Annotated in this window: 16 protein-coding genes; all 16 read left to right on the top strand. The window is 35.3% G+C overall.

Annotated elements, in window-relative coordinates:
• The first annotated feature begins 67 nt into the window (after positions 1 to 67).
• Entirely contained in the window at positions 68 to 1,450 is a 1,383-nt protein-coding gene (locus tag Q0358_RS03750; protein ID WP_299547413.1) for a PAS domain-containing sensor histidine kinase, read from the top strand.
• 86 nt (positions 1,451 to 1,536) lie between these two features.
• Complete coding sequence (locus Q0358_RS03745) at positions 1,537 to 3,126, top strand: methyl-accepting chemotaxis protein (protein WP_299547410.1); 1,590 nt, start codon at positions 1,537 to 1,539, stop codon at positions 3,124 to 3,126.
• Positions 3,127 to 3,262: 136 nt separating this feature from the next.
• Positions 3,263 to 4,387 (top strand): efflux RND transporter periplasmic adaptor subunit, encoded by a 1,125-nt coding sequence (locus Q0358_RS03740; RefSeq protein ID WP_299547407.1) that lies wholly within the window; start codon positions 3,263 to 3,265, stop codon positions 4,385 to 4,387.
• A gap of 10 nt (positions 4,388 to 4,397) precedes the next feature.
• Positions 4,398 to 7,526 carry a multidrug efflux RND transporter permease subunit gene (locus Q0358_RS03735; protein WP_299547404.1) on the top strand — a complete coding sequence of 1,043 codons (3,129 nt, stop codon included), beginning with the start codon at positions 4,398 to 4,400 and terminating at the stop codon, positions 7,524 to 7,526.
• Positions 7,516 to 8,940 carry an efflux transporter outer membrane subunit gene (locus Q0358_RS03730; RefSeq protein ID WP_299547401.1) on the top strand — a complete coding sequence of 475 codons (1,425 nt, stop codon included), beginning with the start codon at positions 7,516 to 7,518 and terminating at the stop codon, positions 8,938 to 8,940. The genes Q0358_RS03735 and Q0358_RS03730 overlap by 11 nt, the downstream gene beginning before the upstream one ends.
• 100 nt (positions 8,941 to 9,040) lie before the next feature.
• On the top strand, positions 9,041 to 10,438 hold the full coding sequence (gene fumC, locus Q0358_RS03725; RefSeq protein WP_299547398.1) for a class II fumarate hydratase: 1,398 nt from the start codon (positions 9,041 to 9,043) through the stop codon (positions 10,436 to 10,438).
• A gap of 221 nt (positions 10,439 to 10,659) precedes the next feature.
• On the top strand, positions 10,660 to 12,000 hold the full coding sequence (gene gatA / locus Q0358_RS03720; protein WP_299548184.1) for an Asp-tRNA(Asn)/Glu-tRNA(Gln) amidotransferase subunit GatA: 1,341 nt from the start codon (positions 10,660 to 10,662) through the stop codon (positions 11,998 to 12,000).
• Positions 12,001 to 12,009: 9 nt separating this feature from the next.
• On the top strand, positions 12,010 to 13,461 hold the full coding sequence (guaB, locus tag Q0358_RS03715; RefSeq protein WP_299547395.1) for an IMP dehydrogenase: 1,452 nt from the start codon (positions 12,010 to 12,012) through the stop codon (positions 13,459 to 13,461).
• A 19-nt stretch (positions 13,462 to 13,480) separates the two neighbouring features.
• Positions 13,481 to 14,917 (top strand): type I glutamate--ammonia ligase, encoded by a 1,437-nt coding sequence (glnA, locus tag Q0358_RS03710; RefSeq protein ID WP_299547391.1) that lies wholly within the window; start codon positions 13,481 to 13,483, stop codon positions 14,915 to 14,917.
• 128 nt (positions 14,918 to 15,045) lie between these two features.
• The gene (gene yajC / locus Q0358_RS03705) at positions 15,046 to 15,318 is read left to right on the top strand and encodes a preprotein translocase subunit YajC (protein ID WP_299547388.1); all 273 of its coding nucleotides are present in this window, start codon (positions 15,046 to 15,048) and stop codon (positions 15,316 to 15,318) included.
• A gap of 5 nt (positions 15,319 to 15,323) precedes the next feature.
• Positions 15,324 to 16,901 carry a protein translocase subunit SecD gene (gene secD / locus Q0358_RS03700; protein WP_299547385.1) on the top strand — a complete coding sequence of 526 codons (1,578 nt, stop codon included), beginning with the start codon at positions 15,324 to 15,326 and terminating at the stop codon, positions 16,899 to 16,901.
• 8 nt (positions 16,902 to 16,909) lie between these two features.
• Complete coding sequence (gene secF, locus Q0358_RS03695) at positions 16,910 to 17,881, top strand: protein translocase subunit SecF (protein WP_299547382.1); 972 nt, start codon at positions 16,910 to 16,912, stop codon at positions 17,879 to 17,881.
• Positions 17,881 to 18,222 carry a DUF6394 family protein gene (locus Q0358_RS03690; protein ID WP_299547379.1) on the top strand — a complete coding sequence of 114 codons (342 nt, stop codon included), beginning with the start codon at positions 17,881 to 17,883 and terminating at the stop codon, positions 18,220 to 18,222. Before secF ends, Q0358_RS03690 begins: the two co-directional genes overlap by 1 nt.
• A 9-nt stretch (positions 18,223 to 18,231) precedes the next feature.
• A complete protein-coding gene (gene leuS, locus Q0358_RS03685; protein ID WP_299547376.1) occupies positions 18,232 to 20,676 on the top strand; it encodes a leucine--tRNA ligase in 2,445 nt (814 codons plus the stop codon).
• A complete protein-coding gene (gene lptE, locus Q0358_RS03680) occupies positions 20,676 to 21,176 on the top strand; it encodes an LPS assembly lipoprotein LptE (protein ID WP_299547373.1) in 501 nt (166 codons plus the stop codon). Before leuS ends, lptE begins: the two co-directional genes overlap by 1 nt.
• Complete coding sequence (locus tag Q0358_RS03675; RefSeq protein WP_299547370.1) at positions 21,176 to 22,384, top strand: diguanylate cyclase; 1,209 nt, start codon at positions 21,176 to 21,178, stop codon at positions 22,382 to 22,384. Before lptE ends, Q0358_RS03675 begins: the two co-directional genes overlap by 1 nt.

Genomic DNA, 22,384 nt, shown 5'->3' with positions numbered 1-22,384 from the left:
AAAAGTGATTAAAAACTGCATTTGGTGTTGTATAATTTTAAAGAAGTGAAAATAGGGGGGGGTATCAATGGAGTGGCTGACACAATGGAATGAGAATTACTCTCTTGGAGTATTGTTTTTTGGCGTGTTGATTTGTTTAGTTTGGGGGGTGATTTATTTTGCAAGTCAGTACAGACAATTAAGAGGTGCGTTAAATAAAAGTCAAAAACTTGTCAGCGAACTTCAAAGTAAAAGAGAAGCGGTTGAGATTTTAAGTAAAGAACTTGCATTTCAAATTGAACAAGAAGTAGCACAGCGTTTAAAGAGTGATTATACATATGATTATTTGTTTGAGAGTAGCTTAAATGCTATCATTATTGCTGAAGATGAAGATTTAAAAATCATTAAATATAATGGTTCTGCATCTAATCTTTTTGGGATTGAGATGCTAAATTATAATGTTTTAGAGCTTTTTAAAGAAGCAGAATGTAAGCGTTTTATTTTAGAAAAAATTGATCGATTAAAACAGAGTAAGGGACGTCAAAATTTTCGTATGCATTTGCAGACAATCAATGCGATAATACCAGTGATGATATCAATCAATTTCTTAGAGTTTGCGCAAAAGACAACTTTGTATTTTACTTTTATTGACATCTCGGATATAGAAAAATTAGAAGAAGAGTTACAAAATAAACATTTAATGCTTGCACAAAAAACCAAAGATGAAGAAATGGGCAGAATGTTAGGTAATGTTGCTCATCAGTGGAAGCAGCCGTTAAATGCGCTTTATTTAGTGTGTCAAAACTTAAAAGAAATGCGTTCTTTAGGAATGCTTAATGATGTTGAGTTTGAGAAGTATTTGCAAATTATGATAGAACAAATCAAATTTATGTCAAATACTATTGATGCATTTCGCTCCTTCTATATTCCTTCTAAAGAGAAAGAAGAGTTTGAAGTCTGTTCTGTGATTCAAAATACTTTAGATTTATTTTATAGTATTTTGGATAATAATATTTCTATAAAATTTTTATCCTGTAAGGATAAAAAACATTTAAAGGTTAATATTATTAAAAGCGAATTTCAAAATATCATTATTATATTAATAGATAATGCAATTGAAGCAATTAAGGATAGGTTAAAGAAAAAAGAGATTAAAGAAGGAAAGATTACAATCCGTTGTGCATTGGAAGAAAATATCGCTGGTTCAAAGGTTTGTGTGCTTTATATAAAGGATAATGGTGGTGGAATCCATACGGATATTGCAAGAAAAGTGTTTGATAAGTTTTTTACAACAAAGAAGAGCGGAACAGGGATTGGACTTTATATGGTGCAAATGTTTTTAGATTCTATGCAAGGCAGAATCTCTTTTATTAATGAAAAAGATGGAGCAGAGTTTAAGGTGGAACTACCATTAAATTATAAAAATAAGAAAGATAAAGCTTACAAAAACGATAGAAATGATGTTTTTTAACAAGCATTTTAGTGGAGTTAATTTACAATCTCATAATTGTTTAGAGACGATATTGTAATTTTCAGATTTCAAATCAGGAGAGAATAATGCTAAAGACTATCCATTCTAAAATTATTGTGATGATTGTTGGTTTTTTGTTGGTTTTGCTAGCAATGGTTTATTACAATTTACAAAATGGATTTAGTAGTATTGCAAAAAGTAGCTCTACAAGGGAATTACATCAGCTCAATGCAATGCTGACAGAGGGACTAAAGGTTGCAATGAATACAGGAGATCCAGTTGTGATTGGAGATTTTATTCAGGGCTCTAAAAAGGTTAATGGAATCGCAAATTTAGAAATTTTTCCAGCACAAAATGTGATTGAATTAATGGGGTTACAAAAAGAATTAACAACAAGGACGGAAATTTTAAAGGTTTTTGAAAGCAAAAAGGAGCTCATTAGAACCTACAAAAAAAATGATGATGAGGGTTTTTTGATGGCAAAGCCGATTTTGGCAGAAGAGGCGTGTGTGATGTGTCACGCGACTTCACAAGTTGGTGATGTGCTTGGAGTATCAGAAATGCAAATTTCAACAAAGGAGTTAATGCAAGATTCTAATACTGTGCGTAATAACATCATTTTTTTAATGGCAGGAGTTGGAGTTGTTGCGTTATTTTTGCTACTTTTATTGTTTAATCGTTGGGTATTTTATCCCATTTCAAATCTAACAAAAGTTGCATTTGATTTAGCGCAAGGAGATGGAGATTTAACGAAGCGTTTGCCTGTAAAAAATGAAGATGAAATTGCAAAAGCAAGTGCATATATTAATCGCTTTATTCAAAAAATTGGAAGCACAGTGTGTAGCGCAAAGGATATTAGTCATCAAAATATTACACAATCTCATCAGCTTTTTAGTGCTTCAAATGAGATTGATTTACGCATTAATCGTTCTGTTGAAGTTGCAAGAGATAGTGCACATCTCGGTAAAGAAATAGAAGAAATGCTAAATGCTGCAAAAGATTTAGTGCAACTTAGTGCAAAAGATATTCAAGAATCTTCTATACAACTTGCTGAGACGAAAAAGCTTTTATTGAAAGTGGCAAATAATGTGCAAGAAAATGTGAGTGTTGAGCATAATATTGCAGAACATTTGGAGCAAAGTGCGCAAGAAACAGATAAAATTAAAGATGTTTTAACTATTATTGCAGAAATTGCCGATCAAACAAGTTTGCTAGCTCTTAATGCAAATATTGAAGCAGCGCGTGCAGGTGAGGCTGGTCGTGGTTTTGCTGTGGTGGCTGATGAAGTAAGAAAGCTTGCTGAACGCACACAAAAAAGTTTAGGAGAAATTAATGCTGTGGTTAATATGATTATTCAATCTATCACAGATGCAAATAATGCAATGCGCGCAAATATTCAGAAAATCGTTAGTGTTGCTGATGATTCAATAGAGGGGACAGAAATTTTAGAAACTAGTACACAATCTCTTGAAGCAGCAGTAAAAGCTTCTGTTGAAGCTTTAGAAAAGACAAATACGCTTTTTAATGCAATGCAAACCGTGCTAAAACAAATCGGTGAGGTTGATAAACTTACAAATGATAATAGTGAGGCTGTGCATATGATTAGTGCAATTTCAAAAGAAATGGCAGAAAAAGCAAAATTATTAAATACACAGCTTGATTCTTTTAAGTGCTGATTGAATATTTGTGTAATTTTGCTTATGTGGCTTAATTTTAAGTTAATGTTAGTTAGAATTTCACACTTTTATGTGTAATTATAATTACAACTTTGTAATTATTGATTAAAAAGCTGATTTTTAGATAAGGAAAACAATGAAAAAAACACATGCAATATTTTCTAAAACACTTTTAGGTTTAATGTGTGGTGCATTGCTTCTAACAGCTTGTTCTAAAGAAGAAAACGCACAAGCAATGCAGAAAAATGTAGTAATTCCAGTTAGCACCTATAACGTTAAAACTGCTGATATTCCTGTAAGTTTTGAGTTTCCAGCAAAACTTGAAAGTTTGCAAAGTGTGGATATTTATGCGCGAGTAGAAGGGACATTGCTTGAACAGCATTTTATAGAAGGTGGGATTGTGAAGCAGGGAGATAAACTTTTTAAAATTGATCCTTCTAAGTATCAAGCAACTTATAATATGGCGCAAGCGCAACTTCTCTCTGCGCAAGCAACTTTTAGAGCAGCAAGTCGTGATTGGAAGCGTGCGCAAAAACTCTTTAAAGAAAAAGCACTTAGCCCCAAAGAATACGATTCTGCACAATCTGCATTTGAAAATGCAAATGCAGCAGTTGCAAACGCAAGAGCAAGTTTAAATATAGCTAAGATTGATCTAGACTACACAGATGTGCTAGCAACTGCTAGTGGAAAAATTAGTATGAAACGCTATGATATTGGGGATTTAGTAGGAGTGGTTGGTAGTAATAATGTGCTAACAACTATTACACAGCTTGATCCAATTCACGCGGAATTCTCAATTCCAAGCAATGATTATTATTTTGTGCGCACGCTTAATCAAGAAAATGTAAGTGTGCATTATATTTTACCTGATGGGAGCAAATATGCAAAAGAAGGCAAAATTGACTTTATTGATAGTGTGATCGACTCTACAACTGCTACAATTAAGGCGCGTGCATTAGTGGAGAATCCAGATCATTTATTAATCCCCGGAGAGTTTTCGCGCATTAAGCTAGAAGGATTTGTTTTGGAGGATTCTATTGTGATTCCACAAAATGCTTTAATGCAAGATGCTAAGGGAAGTTATGTATTTAAAATTGTTGAAGGTAAAGCGCAGACAGCTTATATTACTATTGGACATACTATAGGAAATAATGTGGTGGTTAAAAGTGGATTAAGTGATAATGATGTGATAATTACAAGTCAACTTATTAAATTGCGTCCGGGTGCATTAGTTGCGCCAATGCAGCAAAATGTTCAATAAGGAATTGTAAATGTTTTCAAAATTCTTTATTAATCGTCCTGTTTTAGCGATGGTAATGTCTATTATTATTGTAATTGCAGGCTCGCTGTCAATTTTCTCTCTTGCAGTAGAAGAATATCCACAAGTTACTCCACCACAAGTTGTTGTGCAAGCAACTTATCCCGGAGCTAGCGCAGAGGTGATTTCAACAGGTGTAGCAAGTGTTTTAGAGAATAGCATTAATGGAGTTGAAGGAATGTTGTATATGCAATCTACCGCAACTTCTAGTGGTGCATTATCCATTAATATTTATTTTACAAACGAAACAGATCCTGATCAAGCAACGATTAATGTTAATAACAGAGTACAAGGAGTTTTAAGTCAGTTACCCCAAGAAGTGCAGAGAATGGGAGTTACTGTTGAGAAGCGTTCTTCCACAATTCTTGCAGTGTATTCACTCTCATCAGATACTCCAAGTCACGATGCAATCTTTATTGCGAATTATGCAATGATTAATATTTTGGACGAGTTGAAGAGAATCCCAGGTGTTGGTGATGCATCGCTTTTTAGTCGTTCAGAATATTCTATGCGTATTTGGCTTGCTCCTGATAAACTTACGAAGTATAATTTGACTCCTGCTGAAGTGATTGCTACAATCCAAGAACAAAACTCTCAATTTGCAGTGGGTGCATTTGGACAAGAACCTACAAGAAAAGATTTGGATTTTACTTATTCTGTAACAACACAAGGACGTTTTACGAGCGCGGAAGAATTTGGGGAGATTTTAATTCGCACAAATCCCGATGGTTCATCGTTGCGCTTAAAGGATGTCGCTAAGGTATCTTTGGGTGCGGAGGATTATAGTGTCAATGCTTTTTATAATGGCAAGCCAGCAGTTGCTTTTGGTGTGTTTTTGCAACCTGGAGCAAATGCGCTTAATGTTGCAGAAAATGTGAGTGCAAAACTAGAAGAATTGTCTAAAAACTTCCCTGATGGATTGGAATATGCAATCCCTTATGATACAACGGCATTTGTTGATGTTTCTGTAAAAGAAGTGATTAAGACTTTTATTGAAGCCATTGTTTTAGTTGTAATTGTAATTTATTTCTTTTTGCAAAATTTTAGGGCGACAATTATCCCAGTGTTAGCTGTACCCGTATCTATTATTGGTGCATTTGCGGGAATGTATCTTTTGGGATTTTCTATTAATCTTTTAACGCTTTTTGGTTTGATTCTTGCTATTGGAATTGTTGTTGATGATGCGATTATTGTGATTGAAAATGTTGAGCGGTTAATTCACGATGAAAAACTCTCTGTGAAAGAAGCAACAACAAAGGCTATGGAAGAGATTGCAAGTCCTGTAATTGCAATTGTTTTGGTATTATCAGCAGTATTTATTCCTGTGGCATTTATTGGTGGATTTGCAGGAGAAATTTATAAACAATTTGCAATTACGATTGTCATTTCCGTTGTGATTTCTGGTTTTGTAGCATTAACGCTTACTCCGGCTTTGTGTGTTTCTTTGCTTGAAGCACGAGAACCTAAGCCATTTTGGCTTGTAAAAAAATTTAATGTTTTCTTTGATTGGCTAACTTATCAATTTACTCAAAAAGTTGCACACGCAATTCGTCGTGGGACATTATATGTTATTTTATTTGTAGGTCTTATTGGAATTACCTATGGATTATTTACACGTGTTCCAACTGGTCTTGTTCCTTCAGAGGATAAGGGAGTTTTATTGATTTCTATGAAACTTCCACCAGCAACAGCGCTTAGCAAGACAACAGATGTTGCTTCTTTTATGGAACAAACGGTCAGAAATCATCCTGATACTGAAGCAATTATGGCTCTTGCAGGATATGATTTGCTTTCAAGTGCAGTTAGAACATTTGGGGGAGCAGCTTTTGTGAAGTTAAAAGATTGGGATTTGCGCAAAGAAGACAATCAACATTCACAAGAAATTGCAAATTCGCTAACAGGGCAATTAATGCGGAATCCTAATGCAATTATTTTTGCCCTTAATCCTCCGCCTATTATGGGGCTTAGCCTAACAGATGGTTTTGAGATGTATGTGCAAGATAGAACGGGAGGTTCTATTGAAAATTTACAAAAATATACGCAAGAGATTTTACAAAAAGCATCGCAAAGGCAAGAGCTAACAAGTATTAGAACAACGCTAAGTGCTGATGTGCCACAATATAATGTGCAACTTGATAGAGAAAAAGCTAAGTCTTTAGGGGTTAATATTAATGATGTATTTTCAACGCTACAAGCAACCTTTGGTTCTTATTATGTTAATGATTTTAATCTTTATGGGAGAACTTATAAGGTTAATGTGCAATCTGATGGTGCTTTTAGAGAGAGTCCAGAGGATTTGCGTAATGTCTATGTGCGTTCAGAAAATGGAGAGTTGGTGCCAATTAGTGCGCTTGTAACCTTCAAGAGAATTGTTGCCCCAGATATTTTAGAACGTTTTAATCTCTTTCCAGCGGCGAAATTAATGGGAGATGCAGCACCTGGATATTCTTCAGGAGATGCTTTAAAAGCGATTGAAGAAGTGGCAAAAGAAGTTTTACCAGAGGGTTATACGATTGCTTGGTCTGGAACTTCTTATCAAGAAAAAGCAAGTAGCAATACAGGTTCTCTTGCCTTTATTTTTGGCTTGATTTTTGTCTTTTTGATTTTAGCAGCACAATATGAGAGATGGCTTATGCCTATGGCTGTTTTAACGGCTGTTCCTTTTGCAGTTTTTGGAGCGATTTTAGCAACTTGGCTTAGGGGTTTAAGTGCAGATATTTATTTTAATATCGGACTTGTAATGCTAATTGCACTTGCTGCGAAAAATGCAATTTTAATTATTGAATTTGCAATGCAAGCTAGAGAAGTGGAGGGTAAAGATATTTATGATTCTGCTATTGAAGCGGCGCGTCTTAGATTTCGCCCTATTGTGATGACTTCTTTGGCATTTACCATTGGAGTATTACCGCTCGCTGTTAGCACAGGTGCAGGAGCAGCGAGTCGCCACGCCATAGGTACAGGCGTGATTGGAGGAATGCTTGCAGCAACCTTTATTGCAACTTTCTTTATCCCTTTGTTTTATACTTATTTTGCGCGTTTTAGTGAATTTATTGCAAATTTAAGGAGAAAAAATGCATCCTAAAATTTACAAAATTGGTTTAAGTTTTGTTGCACTTTTAGCGTTAGGTTTTAGCGGTTGTTCGCTGTCTCCTAAATATTCACAGCCTATTACAAATCTCCCAGATTCCAAAGAATCCTTACAAAAATCTCAAAATTTTGAGATTAAAGAGAAGTGGTGGGAAGATTTTGGGGATACGCAGTTAAATGCTTTTGTAGAAGAAGCGTTGGTAAATAATTATGATTTACTTATTGCAATGGAGCGTATAGAGCAAGCACGCGCACAATGGGGGTATGCAAGAAGTGATCGTTATCCTAGTTTAGATGTTAAAGGGGAGGCAACACGGAATCGTAAAAATTTAAATTTAGGACAAAGAGAAAATTATAATAATTTTTCTTTAAGTGCAGTGCTTAGTTTTGAGCTTGATTTGTGGGGAAGAGCTAGAGATGCAGATAGAAGTGCTTTGGCGAAATTGCTTGCAATTAAGGCAAATGGAGATATGGTGCGTTTAAGCTTGATTGCAAATGTAATGCAGAGCTATTTTGGTGTTTTAACGCTTAATAATCAGGTGCAAATTTCTCAAAATACATTAAAGAGTCGCACGCAAAATTATGAATACCGCAAAAAAGAATTTGAAGCAGGAAAGATTTCAGAGATTGATATGCAGCAAGCAAAATCTGAAATGGCAAGTGTTCAAGCGCAATTACAGAGCCTTTTAATGGAGCAAAATTCTGCACAAAGTGCATTTTTAATCCTTTTAGGACGCGATGGTAAAGGGGTGTTTGAAAATGCGATTCCAACTTCACCGCAAACTTTAGTAGATACTCCAAGCATACAAGCAGGTTTGCCATCAAGTATTTTGCAAAAACGCCCGGATATTGAAGCAGCAGAGCAGAATCTAAAGGCGGCAAATTTTTCTATTGGTGTTGCGCGTAGTGCGTATTTCCCAACGATTTCTTTAACGGGACTTCTAGGTTATGCAAGCCCAGAATTAAATGAGCTTGTAAGAACTTCAAATTCTACTTGGAATTTTGGTGGGAATTTCATAGGGAATCTTTTGGATTTTGGTAGAACAAGATCAAATGTAAAACTGGCAAAATCACAATATAAAGAGATGTTATTTATTTATGGAAAGACCTTACAGACAGCATTTGGAGAAGTTAGGGAAAGTTTGTTTAATGTGCAAATGACACGGGAGCGATTAAATAGCTTAAAGGATCAGGTTGAAGCATTAAGACGCACGCTAGAGCTTGCAAGCTTGCGTTATGAGGAAGGTTATACAAATTATCTTGAAGTTTTAAGCACGCAAAGTGCGTTGTTTGCTGCAGAACTAGAACAAGAGGGAGCAAGATTGGAATCTCTAAGCGCAACGATTGGTTTATATAAGGCATTTGGCGGAGGATGGGATAAAAGGAAATTTGAAGAATCCAAAAATTGATCGTGGATTAAAACAGAATCCAAGATCTATTATAAGCAAAAATTATAGATTTTTAGGTTAAATTTCTACCTCTCAAATCTCAAAGAGAAAGGATGAAGTTATGGAGCAAAAGTTTAGGATTGAACACGATACAATGGGTGAAGTCAAAGTCCCTGATGAGAGATATTGGGGTGCGCAAACAGAGCGAAGTTTTGAGAATTTTAAGATTGGGATTGAAAAAATGCCAAGAGTTTTAATCTATGCTTTTGCAAATCTTAAGAAATCTCTAGCAATCGTTAATCATAGTCTAGGCAAGCTTGATGAAGCGCGCAAAAATGCAATTGTGCAAGCTTGCGATGAGATTGTAGCAGGCAAGTTTGATGATAATTTCCCTCTTGCAATTTGGCAGACAGGTTCTGGCACGCAAAGCAATATGAATATGAACGAAGTTATTGCAAATCGCGCCACAGAGATTGCAGGATATGATTTTAGAAAAGAGAAGTTTATTCATCCAAACGATCATGTTAATATGTCACAAAGCTCTAATGATACATTTCCAACGGCAATGAGTATTGTTGCAGTAGAGCAGGTTGTTAATAAGTTGATTCCATCACTTGAAAAATTAAGTGCAACTTTAGGTAAAAAAGCACAAGACTTTAGAGAAATTATTAAAATTGGACGCACACATTTACAAGATGCAACACCTTTGACGCTAGGGCAGGAGTTTAGTGGATACCATTCTATGTTAGAACATTCCAAAGAGCAAATTTTAGCAAGTTTGCCTACATTAAGGGAGTTGGCTATTGGTGGAACAGCGGTAGGAACAGGCTTAAATGCGCATCCGCAACTTAGTGAGAAAGTGAGTGCAGAATTAACAAAAATGCTAGGCATTGAATTTGTTTCAAGTCCTAATAAATTCCACGCATTAACAAGCCACGATGCTATTACTTTTACGCACGGAGCAATGAAAGGTTTGGCGGCAAATTTAATGAAAATTGCAAATGATATTAGATGGCTTGCAAGTGGTCCTAGATGTGGTCTTGGTGAGCTTAGGATTCCAGAAAATGAACCTGGAAGTTCTATTATGCCCGGCAAGGTTAATCCTACGCAATGTGAAGCTTTGACAATGGTAGCTGTGCAGGTTATGGGAAATGATACAGCAATTGGAATTGCTGCAAGTCAAGGAAATTTTGAATTAAATGTTTTTAAGCCAGTAATTATTTATAACTTTTTGCAAAGTTTAGATTTACTTGCTGATGCAATGCATTCTTTTAATATCCATTGCGCAGAAGGTATTGAGCCAGAGTTGGAAAAAATTGATTATAATTTACATCATTCATTAATGCTTGTAACTGCTTTAAATCCGCATATTGGCTATGAAAATGCTGCAAAAATTGCTAAAAACGCACACAAAAAGAAAATCTCTCTAAAAGAAAGTGCATTGGAGTTAGGCTTAGTTAGTGAAGAAGACTATAATAAGTGGATTGATCCTAGTAAAATGATTGGACCAAAAGCTTAAAAGTAGAATCCAAAAGGGTTTTTGCCCTTTTGTTAAAATCCGATTCCAACTTTTAAAATTAATCTAAAAATTTTCTTAAAGTTGGAATCCATTTTTAGGTTGTTTTTAGAAAGTTTCTTTAAATTTTATAAAAACTACAAAAATACAATTTTTTTAACCCTTCTATTAATAAAACTTCCTTATAATTTCAAAATTTTTAAACATTTGGAGTTTTTATGTCTATTCCAACATTGCAAGAAGCACTCAAATTTGATAAAGATGGTATTCAAGCATTAAAAAATACATTAAGAGAAAATATTGAAGCAAGCGATTTAAACGCTTATGTAGGCACACTAGAAGATAGTGATACTAGTCTTTTACCTATTGCTATTAAGGATAATATTAATGTTAAAGATTGGGAAATCACTTGTGGAAGCAAAATTTTAAAAGGATACATCGCACCTTATGATGCCACAGTTGTTGAAAATCTAAAGTGCAAGGGCTTTGCGCCTTTTGGACGCACAAATATGGACGAATTTGCAATGGGTAGCACAACAGCTAGTAGTTGCTATGGCAAAACGCTAAATCCTAGAAATAAAGACAAAGTTCCAGGTGGCAGTAGTGGTGGAAGTGCAGCAGCAGTCGCAGGTGGAATTGCGCTTGCAGCACTTGGAAGTGATACAGGTGGGAGCATTAGACAGCCTGCTAGTTTTTGTGGTTGTGTGGGTTTAAAGCCAACTTATGGAAGAGTGAGTCGTTATGGGCTTGTTGCATATAGCTCAAGTTTAGATCAAATTGGACCTATCACACAAAATGTAACGGATTGCGCATTGCTTTTTGACGCAATTGCAGGTTATGATAAAATGGATTCCACAAGCGCAAATTTGGAATCTCCAAAAACTTTTTCGAATTTAAATCCACAAAGAAAACTGAAAATTGCAATTTTGCCGGAGTTTTTAAAAGATGCAGATTCTAATATTCAAAATACCTATCAAAAAACCATTAGCGTGTTAAGTCAAAATGGGCATACAATCCTTGAAAAACAAATGTTAGATACTAGTTATATGATCGCTGCATATTATGTGATTTGTACGGCTGAAGCAAGTTCAAACTTGGCGCGTTTTGATGGGGTGCGTTATGGAAGAAGAGCAAAGGATTTAAGCAATCTTAAAGAATTATATCTTAAAACGCGCTCAGAAGGTTTTGGAGATGAAGTTAAGCGCAGAATTTTGCTTGGTTCTTTTGTGCTAAGTAGCGGATATTATGATGCTTATTACATTAAAGCACAAAAGGTGCGCACACTAATTGCTAAACAATACAATGCAATTTTACAAGATTGCGATGTGATTTTATCTCCTGTTGCGCCAAGTGTTGCTTTTGGATTTGATGCGTGCAAGACGCCATTGCAAATGTATCTAGAAGATATTTATACCATTGGTGTAAATTTAGCTGGTTTGCCTGCAATCTCTTTGCCTGTGGATAGTGATGCGGGCTTGCCTATTGGAATGCAATTGATTGGAAAGGCTTTTGATGAGCAGACACTTTTGGATATTGCATTGCATTTAGAAAATACATTAAAATAAGGAGTTTTTATGAGAATTAGAGCGCGCGCATTAACTTTTGAAGATGTTTTATTGGTCCCTGCATATTCTGAAATTCTACCTAAAGAAGTTTCTTTGCAAACAAAATTTTCGCGTAATATTACCTTAAATGCCCCTCTTGTTTCTGCAGCAATGGATACAGTAACAGAAGAAAGAACTGCTATTGCAATGGCGAGACTTGGAGGGATTGGAATTATCCATAAAAATATGGATATTCAAACACAAGTGGCACTCATTAAAAAAGTGAAAAAAAGTGAAAGTGGAGTGATCATTGATCCAATTTATATTTCGCCAAATTCCACTCTTGCCGATGCAAAAGAAATTACAGATAATTATAAAATTTCAGGTGTTCCAGTTGTTGATGAACACGGGAGTTTAATTGGAATCCTAACAAATCGCGATATGCGTTTTGAAACAGATTTAACGCGTCCTGTTAAAGATGTGATGACAAAAGCTCCATTAATCACAGGGCAAGTTGGAACGAGTTTAGAAGAAGCTCGCAATATTATGAATAAAAATAAAATTGAAAAGCTTCCTATTGTTAATGAAAAAGGAATCTTAAAAGGACTAATTACAATTAAAGATATTCAAAAACGCATTGAGTATCCAAACTCTAATAAAGATGATTTTGGGCGTTTGCGTGTGGGTGCTGCTATTGGAGTGTTTCAATATGATCGCGCTAGAGCTCTTGTGGATGCTGGAGTTGATGTTTTGGTTTTGGATTCTGCACACGGGCATAGTAAGGGGATTTTAGAGACAATTAAAACAATTAAAAAGGATTTAGTCGTGGATATTGTTGCAGGAAATGTTGCAACAGGAGAAGGAGCGCAAGCACTTATTGAAGCAGGAGCAGATGGTGTTAAAGTTGGCATTGGTCCTGGAAGTATTTGCACAACAAGAATTGTTGCAGGTGTGGGTGTGCCTCAAATTACAGCTATTGATGACGTAGCAAAAGTGTGCCAAAAAGCTAAGATTCCAGTGATTGCTGATGGTGGGATTAAATATTCTGGGGATATTGCAAAGGCTTTAGCTGTGGGTGCTTCTAGTGTGATGATAGGAAGTATGCTAGCAGGGACAGAAGAATCTCCTGGAGAAACAATTATTTATCAAGGTAGGCAATATAAAACTTATCGTGGAATGGGAAGCTTAGGGGCGATGAATCGCGGAAGTGCAGATCGGTATTTCCAAGAAGGAACAGCACAAGAAAAACTTGTCCCAGAAGGCATTGAGGGACGTGTCCCATATCGTGGAAGAATTGTTGATGTGATTCACCAAATGCTTGGTGGATTACGCTCATCAATGGGATATTTAGGGGCAAAAGATATTCCAGCACTTTGGGAGAGAGCGGAATTTGTTGAAATTACACAAAGTGGCTTAAGAGAATCTCATGTGCATGATGTGATGATTACTAAAGAAGCACCAAACTATCATATTAATCATTAATTTTTGAAAAGGAATTAAAATGCAAAGACCGGTGGCAGATAAAAAAGCAGTTGAAGGGTTTTTTAACTATTGCAAAGAAAATGAAGTAGAATTTGTTGATTTTCGTTTTACGGACATTAAAGGGGTTTGGCATCATTTTTCATTTGATGCTAATGTGATTGATGAAAGTAGCTTTGAGGGGATTCCTTTTGATGGAAGTTCGCTTCCTGCGTGGCAACCTGTTGATAAATCTGATATGGTGTTAATCCCAGATCCTGTGCGTTATTTCATTGATCCTTTTACAGCAGATACAACAATTGTTGTGTTTTGTGATGTGTGGGATATTTATAAAGATGAGCCTTATGAAAAATGTCCGCGTTCTATTATTAAGCGTGCTATGCATTATCTTAAAGAAACAGGAATCGGAGATGTGGCGTATTTTGGACCAGAAAATGAATTTTTCGTGTTTGATTCTATTAAGATTAAGGATTCTGTGAATTGTCAATATTATGAGCTTGATACAGAAGAGGGAGAATGGAACCGCAATAAAGAATTTGAGGGTGTAAATTTTGGACATCGCCCTGGAACTAAAGGAGGATATTTCCCTGTTGCTCCTGTAGATTCTATGGTGGATTTACGCGCAGAGATGGTTAAGGTGCTAAAGCAAGTAGGATTAGAAACTTTTGTCGTGCATCACGAGGTAGCGCAAGGACAGGGAGAAATTGGTGTGAAATTTGGGGATATGCTTGAAGCGGCGGACAATGTGCAAAAATTGAAATATATTGTGAAAATGGTTGCACATTTAAATGGTAAAACAGCGACTTTTATGCCAAAACCTTTGTATGGTGATAATGGAAGTGGGATGCATGTGCATATTAGCATTTGGAAGGATAATAAGAATCTTTTTGCAGGGAATTCCTATCAAGGATTAAGTCAAATGGCATTACATTTTTTAGGAGGGGTGTTAAAACACGCAAGGGCATTAGCAGCTTTTACAAATCCTAGTACAAATTCTTATAAACGCTTAATTCCTGGCTTTGAAGCACCTAGCATTTTAACTTATTCTGCGCAAAATAGAAGTGCTAGTATTAGGATTCCTTATAATAGTGGAGAAAAGGCAAAAAGAATGGAGTTTAGATTTCCAGACAGCTCAAGTAATCCATATTTAGCGTTTTCATCGCTTCTTATGGCGGGAATTGATGGGATTAAAAATGCTATTGAACCAGGTGAGCCTATGGAGATTAATCTTTTTGAATTACATTTAGATGAAATTCGCGAAAAAGGTATCAAGCAACTTCCGCATACACTTCGTCATGCTATTGAAGAAATGTTGTTAGATCGTGCTTACTTAAAAGAAGGTGGAGTGTTTAGTGAAGAGTTTATTCAAGCTTATAAAACATATAAGTTTGAAACTGAAATTTGGCCTTGGGAAGCGCGCCCACATCCTTTTGAATTTATTACAACTTATAGTTGTTAATACGTTTGGATTCCATATTTTAGACAGATATGGAATCTCATTGAAGTTTTAGAATCCATATTTAAACATTTAATTAGTAAAGCAGTGGTAGAATCCGCAAATTTATTTCACTTCAAAAGGGTTTAACTATGGAAAATGCTGGAAATATCTTTACGCAACTGCTTCCATTGATTGTATTAATTGCGATTTTTTATTTTTTAATTATTCGTCCGCAACAAACACAAGCAAAACGCCACAGAGAGATGATTGCTAGCCTTGATAAAGGGGACAAAGTTGTAACAAGTGGCGGATTTATCGTAGAAATTGTCAAAAGAGAAGAAGGGTTTTTTATGGTGCGTTTAAATGATGATACGCTTGTAAAGCTTTCTAAAGATTATGTTGCTAAAAAAATTGAACAATAATTCCTATGAAAAAAACCTTTAACACAAAGTTGCTGTTTTTTATTTTTGCAACACTTTTTGGGATTGTTTTATCTGTGCCATCAATCTTTCAAACACAGGGTCCTAAGATTACTTTAGGATTGGATTTGCAAGGTGGGTTGAATTTGTTGTTGGGCGTTAAAACAGAAGATGCAATAAAAACGCGTTATGGCTCTCTTGCAGCGCAGATTAACTATTACGCACTTGATGAACAAATTTTGTTAGATGGATTAAATGCGCGCGAAGATAGTGTGAATTTTGAGCTTTTAGATTCCAATGAAAAAGCGAAGGTGGATGCGTATTTAAAAACAATTGTTGGTTTAAATGTTGCAGAGAATAATTTACACTATACAATTTCTTTTACAGAGACTGAAATCATTAATCTTAAGAATTTTGCTATTGAGCAAGCTATTGGAAATATTAGAAATCGCTTGGATCAGTTTGGATTATCTGAACCCAGTGTAACTAAGCAAGGAGAAGACGCAATTTTGGTGCAATTGCCCGGTATTAAAACGCAAGAAGATGAGCAGCGTGCCTTAGAGCTTATCTCAAAAGGTGGGCATTTACAAATGATGGCAGTTGATGAGGCGCGCAATGCTAGAGTTTCATCAATGACAGAATTAGAAGCAGAATCTTATGGTGATGTGATTTTGCCTTTTGTAGAAGATGAAAAGCAAAAGATTTTATTAAAAGCAATCCCGATTTTAGATGGTGCAATGCTCACAGATGCAAGAGCGGCGTATGATCAAAATGGACAGCCAGTAATTAATTTCACGCTTAATGCACAAGGTGGCAAGATTTTTGGTGATTTTTCAGGCAAAAATGTTGGCAATCGTATGGCAATCGTGCTAGATGGCAAAGTGTATTCTGCTCCTGTAATTAGAGAGAGAATTGGTGGTGGCAGTGGGCAAATTAGCGGTGGTTTTAGCGTGCAACAAGCAAGTGATATTGCAATTGCTCTAAGAAGTGGTGCATTGCCAGCTCCTATAACTTTACTAGAAAAACGCAGTGTTGGTCCATCACTTGGTGCTGATAGTATTAAAGCTTCAATGATTGCACTGATTACAGGTGCGATTTTGGTTGTTGTGTTTATGGTGTTTTACTATGGAATCGCAGGTATTATTGCAGATATTGCAATGATTGTGAATATCTTGCTAGTGATTGCAGTAATGGCTCTTTTTGGTGCTACTTTAACACTTCCGGGTATGGCTGGGATTATCTTAACTGTTGGTATGGCAGTAGATGCAAATGTGATTATAAATGAGCGTATTCGCGAAGGATTCCGCGCAAAAGAGAGCTTTATAAAATCAATGGAAAACGGATATGCAAATGCTTCTAGGGCAATTTTTGATTCTAACTTGACTTCTTTGATTGCCGCGGTATTGCTTTATATGTGTGGGACTGGAGCAATTAAGGGTTTTGCAATTACAATGAGTATTGGAATCTTAGCGTCTATTATTACGGCAATTGTTGGAACACACGGCGTGTTTAGAATGTTTCAGAATCGTATTATAAAATCAGGAAATTACGCGCTGTGGTTTGGTTACAAAAATAGAAGCAAATAAGGATTAAGATGGATTTTTTTAAACACAATAGAGTTTATGATTTTGTAAAAATGTCTAGTTATGGAATCATATTTTCTTTGATTTTATTTATAGGTTCTTTGATTTTATTTATCAAGCCCGGTTTTAGCCTTGGTGTGGATTTTGCAGGTGGAACGATTGTTCAAGTGCAGTATGAAAAGCCAGCACCTTTGGCGTTGATTAGAAAAACACTAGAGGAAATGCAAACATATAATGGAGTGCAAGTGAGTGAGTTTGGCTCACCAGAAGAGATTTTGATTAAGCTTCCAACTGCTTCATCAAGTGTAAATCAAGATGTAGGGCAAGAAGTTGCAAATGTGTTAAAAAATACCGGAAACCTTAGTGTGCGTCGTGTGGATATTGTAGGTCCAAAAGTGGGTGATGAACTTAAAGAAAAAGGCACTCTAGCTTTAATTTTAGCTTTAATAAGCATTATGATTTATGTTTCTTATCGTTATGAGTGGAGATTTGCACTTGCGGCGGTTCTTGCTTTGTTGCATGATATTGTGATTGCAACAGGGGCTGTTATTCTATTTGATATTGATTTAAGTTTGGAAGTGATTGCCGCACTTTTAACGCTCATTGGTTATTCTATTAATGATACGATTATCATTTTTGATAGAATTCGTGAAACGATTGGAATCCGTGTTAATGATACTTTAGAAAATGTCGTTAATGAAGCATTATCAGCCACTTTATCAAGAACTGTTTTAACTTCTCTTACCGTGTTTTTTACGGTTTTTACACTTTATGCTTTTGGTGGGGAAATCATTAAAGGCTTTAGTTTGCCGATGTTAGTTGGATCTATTGTCGGAAGTTATAGTTCAATTTTTGTAGCAAGCAAACTTGTAATTTTATTTAAATTTGATTTGAAAAAATATTATCAAAAGGTTGTAGAGGCGGAGCGGAAGGCATTAGAAAAGAAAAAATTGCGCGAAATGTACGAGAGAGGGAGAATGTAATGGATTGGGGAAAGGTAACTTTTGTATTTTTTATTTTAATGAGTTTAACTTCTACAGTTGGTTTTTTATATGAACAAAATTTGATAATGCTTTTTATAGCAGGAGGTGTTAATCTTCTTTCTACAATTTTAAAAATTGGAGTGAGAAGTTTTATGTCAGCAGAGCTTATGGCGGCATCTTTAGTGGCAGATTTACATCTGATTCCTTCGTTTATTTATATGCAAGTTTTTAATAATGTAAATGTTGCAGTAGCATTAGCACTCGGTGCATTGGTTGCAAATATTGTATCTATTGTGTTTATTGCTATTGAAAGTATTAAGAGCTATAACAACTATAATTAGGGGTAGGGTATGGAATACAATCCTAAGGTTATTGAGAAAAAATGGCAGAAGTTTTGGGAAGAAAGTGGTGCTTATGAGCCAAAAGAAGATAAGAATCTCCTTAAAAAATACATTTTAAGTATGTTTCCTTATCCTAGTGGAAATATTCATATGGGACATGTTAGAAATTATTGTATTAGTGATGCAATTGCTAGAAAATTTCGCAAAGAAGGCTATAATGTTTTACATCCTATTGGCTGGGACGCTTTTGGAATGCCAGCAGAAAATGCAGCAATTAAACATAAAACTCACCCAAAAAAATGGACTTATTCTAATATTGAAAATATGAAATCCCAGCTTTATAGTCTTGGATTTTCTTTTTCAAAAACGCGTGAGTTTGCTACTTGTGATGCAGTTTATTCTAAATGGGAGCAAAGTTTTTTTATTGCAATGTGGGAAAAAGGGCTAATTTATCGTAAGAAAGGATTGCTAAATTGGTGTCCAAACGATCAGACTGTGCTTGCAAATGAACAGGTTATTGAGGGAAAATGTTGGCGTTGTGATACGCCTGTTGTGCAAAAAGAAATGTATCAATATTATATTAAAATCACAGATTATGCAGAAGAACTATTAAAAGACTTAAAGATATTAGAAGGGAAGTGGCCAAATCAAGTTTTAACAATGCAGAAAAATTGGATTGGCAAATCAGAGGGTTTGAGTTTTGCCTTTGATTTAGAAAAAAATATTGGTGAGATTTCTAATTTAGAAGTTTTTACAACACGCCCTGATACGATTTTTGGAGTAAGTTATTGTGCGCTTGCTCCTGAACATCCATTAGTTAAAGCAGTGTTAGAAAATGCAGAAATTTATGGAATCTCAAAAGATGCAATAAAACAAATTCAAACAATGCAAAACACAAGCGAAAGAGAACGCTCTCAACAAGAAAAACTTGGGATTCCGCTTGGGATTTATGCAATACACCCATTGAGCCAAAAAAAGATTCCATTATGGGTAGCAAATTTTGTTTTAATGGGATATGGGAGTGGTGCTGTAATGAGCGTCCCAGCACACGATGAAAGAGATTTTGATTTTGCTAAAAAATATAATTTGCCCATCATTCCTGTGATTCAGCCAAAAGATTCTATTCCCCAAGAGCTTTATACAGAAGATGGAGTGTTAATGAATTCTGAAGAATATGATGGCTTAGATAATGAAGAGGCAAAGAAAAAAATCATTGCGTATTTTGAACGTCATCAAAAAGGCAAGGCTGTTGTAAATTACAAACTTCGTGATTGGGGAATCTCAAGACAGAGATATTGGGGGACCCCGATTCCTTTGATTCATTGTGAGTTTTGTGGAATTGTGCCTGAATCTTTAGATAAATTACCTGTTGCATTGCCTGAAGATGTAAGTATTAATGGGGAGGGAAATCCATTGGATAAGCACCCTAGCTGGAAGCATTGTGCTTGTCCAAAATGTGGAAAAAATGCCCTTAGAGAAACAGATACCCTAGATACTTTTATGGAATCTAGCTGGTATTTTTTGCGCTATACGACTCCACAAAATTTACGTGATGATGAAGCAATTAGTGCAAAAGAAGCGCAATATTGGATGGATGTAGATGAATATGTTGGCGGGATTGAACACGCAATTTTGCATTTATTGTATGCACGCTTTTTTACAAAAGTTCTAAAAACGCTAGGCTACACGGAATCTAATGAACCTTTTTCTCATCTTCTAACACAAGGAATGGTTACAAAAGATGGTGCTAAGATGAGTAAATCTAAGGGCAATGTTGTAGATCCTAGTGAAATTATTGAGAAATTTGGTGCAGACACTGCAAGACTTTTTATTCTCTTTGCTGCTCCGCCTATGCGTGAGCTAGAGTGGAATGATTCTGCGGTGGAAGGTTCTTTTCGCTTTATTAAACGCTTATGTGCAAAAATTGAAAAAGCGCAGAAAATTACAGCCTTGCCAAAAATTACAGCAGAAAATTTAAGTGAAGCGGAAAAATATGCACGCAAAAAAGTCTATGAAGCACTTAAAAAATCTTATGAAACCTTTACTCACGAGAGTGGGTATGCTTTTAACACATTAATTGCAGCTTGTATGGAGGCGTTAAATGCGCTTAATGAGCAAGAAAATATAGAAGTATGGAGTGAGGGTTATTTTATTTTGCTAAATATCTTGGAACCGATTATTCCTCATATTTGTTGGGAGTTAAGTAAAGAGTATTTTGAACTTGCAAATTTTGCTTCAATTTGTGTAGATGAAAATGCGTTAAAAGAAGATTCTATTACGATGGCAATTACAATAAATGGTAAGCGTAGAGGGGAGATTAAAGTGGCTACAAATGCAAACAATGCAGAAGTTTTAGCTCTTGCAAAAGTGGCTGTTGAAAAGTGGATTGCGGATTTGACAATTCTTAAAGAAATTGTTGTGCCAAATAAACTTGTAAATTTTGTGGTGAAATAATGTATAATTTTTTTTTAATTGCTTTTTTAATCTTTAGTCTTAGTGCTTGTGGCTATAAGCCTTTGGCGCACAACACACAAAAAACACTTGGCGATAAAATCTACATAGAAGTAAAGATTGATCCTAGAGATCCCCAAAATAGTGTCACGCTAAAGGATGAACTCTCCAAGAGTATTTTTGAACGCCTACACGCAAATGTTGTCAGCAAAGAAGAAGCAACTTCTATTGTAGAAGTGCAACTGCGTTCAGTAGATTTTAATTCTCTTGCAGAGAATCGCACAGGTTTTGCAACATTTTATCGTTGTGAAGTGATTGTAGAGTTTAAATATATTAATAATTTAAATCAAAAAATGCGTGTGTTTAATAAAAAAGGATTTTATAATTTTTCACTAAATGAGAGTTCTATCATCACAGATTCTATTCGCCTTGAAGCGATTAATCGTGCAACGATGCAAGCATTAGATGGGTTTATCTCTCAAGCAGGAATTGATGGGTATTAATGCAAAATACGCAAAATATCGCTAGAGAAGCATTAAGAGAATTATTAAAAGAAGGAAAAGATCCAACTCCAGAGGCTTATACGCAAGCTTATTATGCAGCAGCTAAAAAAATGGGTGTTAAGGTGGAAGTAGAGTTTAGCACTGAAAAAGTTCTTGAAATGTTAGAAGCTGAAGCAAAAGAAAATTTGCCTAACAAAAAATTTAAGCATAAAAATGAGCTTTTTGTGGCATTAACAAAAGCAATCAATCACTTAAACTTTTCTAAAAAAAATTTCAGCACTTCATTGGAAACATTAAAATTGCTCTTACGCTTGCTTGCAACACACCCACAAAAAGAAGTCAGCACACTTGCAAAAGGACATTTAATAGAGATTGATAAATTAAACTCTAAGTCAATGCAAAATTGGCGTGAGCGTTGGATGGAGCAGATTAAAAAAATCCCAGAATTTGATTTTTTAGATTCTTTAAAGGTATTAGAGATTTTAAGTAATTTTAAGATTCCATATCTTGGAATTCAAAAATGGCAGGATAATGTTAGAGATTTACTTAAAACACAAAAACCCAATAAAGAAGCACAGGTAAAATTACTAAAAAGTTTGGAATTAGAGATTTTAGCTTTACAAAAACCTACACAAGAAATCCCACCAAGCAAACAAGAAAAAAAGGGTTCCATAATAGTAAATCCCCCTAAAAAGCCATTAGAGTTTAAAGATACAATGGCATTGCCTATTGATGCAGCTACTAGTTTAATGACTAAGGCAGGAATGCAAGAAGTGTTGAATTATGCAGAAGATGCGTTTGTGCATCAAGGAGACAATTATGCAGTGATTGTTTTTGGGATTGCAAATTATGAAAACATCAAATCTCACTATGGAATAGAAGCCGCAAAACGTATTTTAGCGACACTTGGAAGATTATTAAAACAATATAGCAATACAAAAGATTTAATTGCTTATTATGGAGATGAAGAGTTTTTGGCTTGCTTGCTTGGAAGAGAAAAAAAAGAAGCAATCGCTTTTATTTGTAATTTAGATAAAATTGTAAGCAATAGCAAATTTATGTTTCAGCAAACGCGTATTGCAATTTCTTTAAGCGCACAGGCTTCACATCGTGTGGAAACAAAAGATTTAGAAACAATGCTTAAGATGAGTATTGAAGAGTTTATTAAGCATAAAGATTCACAAGGAATCATTAAATATGAATCTTAA

This window comes from uncultured Helicobacter sp. (assembly GCF_937893305.1).
GTDB lineage: Bacteria > Campylobacterota > Campylobacteria > Campylobacterales > Helicobacteraceae > Helicobacter_D.
Note: the sequence above shows the minus strand (reverse complement) of the source record. Positions and strands in the feature narration are given on the sequence as shown.

Excerpts from the sequence above, each read along its gene's own strand:
- fumC (WP_299547398.1), top strand. The coding sequence starts at position 9,041 with ATGGAGCAAAAGTTTAGGATTGAACACGATACAATGGGTGAAGTCAAA.
- Q0358_RS03735 (WP_299547404.1), top strand. The coding sequence starts at position 4,398 with ATGTTTTCAAAATTCTTTATTAATCGTCCTGTTTTAGCGATGGTAATG.
- secF (WP_299547382.1), top strand. The coding sequence starts at position 16,910 with ATGGATTTTTTTAAACACAATAGAGTTTATGATTTTGTAAAAATGTCT.
- glnA (WP_299547391.1), top strand. The coding sequence starts at position 13,481 with ATGCAAAGACCGGTGGCAGATAAAAAAGCAGTTGAAGGGTTTTTTAAC.
- Q0358_RS03675 (WP_299547370.1), top strand. The coding sequence starts at position 21,176 with ATGCAAAATACGCAAAATATCGCTAGAGAAGCATTAAGAGAATTATTA.
- guaB (WP_299547395.1), top strand. The coding sequence starts at position 12,010 with ATGAGAATTAGAGCGCGCGCATTAACTTTTGAAGATGTTTTATTGGTC.
- Q0358_RS03690 (WP_299547379.1), top strand. The coding sequence starts at position 17,881 with ATGGATTGGGGAAAGGTAACTTTTGTATTTTTTATTTTAATGAGTTTA.
- Q0358_RS03750 (WP_299547413.1), top strand. The coding sequence starts at position 68 with ATGGAGTGGCTGACACAATGGAATGAGAATTACTCTCTTGGAGTATTG.
- Q0358_RS03740 (WP_299547407.1), top strand. The coding sequence starts at position 3,263 with ATGAAAAAAACACATGCAATATTTTCTAAAACACTTTTAGGTTTAATG.
- Q0358_RS03745 (WP_299547410.1), top strand. The coding sequence starts at position 1,537 with ATGCTAAAGACTATCCATTCTAAAATTATTGTGATGATTGTTGGTTTT.
- leuS (WP_299547376.1), top strand. The coding sequence starts at position 18,232 with ATGGAATACAATCCTAAGGTTATTGAGAAAAAATGGCAGAAGTTTTGG.
- lptE (WP_299547373.1), top strand. The coding sequence starts at position 20,676 with ATGTATAATTTTTTTTTAATTGCTTTTTTAATCTTTAGTCTTAGTGCT.
- Q0358_RS03730 (WP_299547401.1), top strand. The coding sequence starts at position 7,516 with ATGCATCCTAAAATTTACAAAATTGGTTTAAGTTTTGTTGCACTTTTA.
- secD (WP_299547385.1), top strand. The coding sequence starts at position 15,324 with ATGAAAAAAACCTTTAACACAAAGTTGCTGTTTTTTATTTTTGCAACA.
- yajC (WP_299547388.1), top strand. The coding sequence starts at position 15,046 with ATGGAAAATGCTGGAAATATCTTTACGCAACTGCTTCCATTGATTGTA.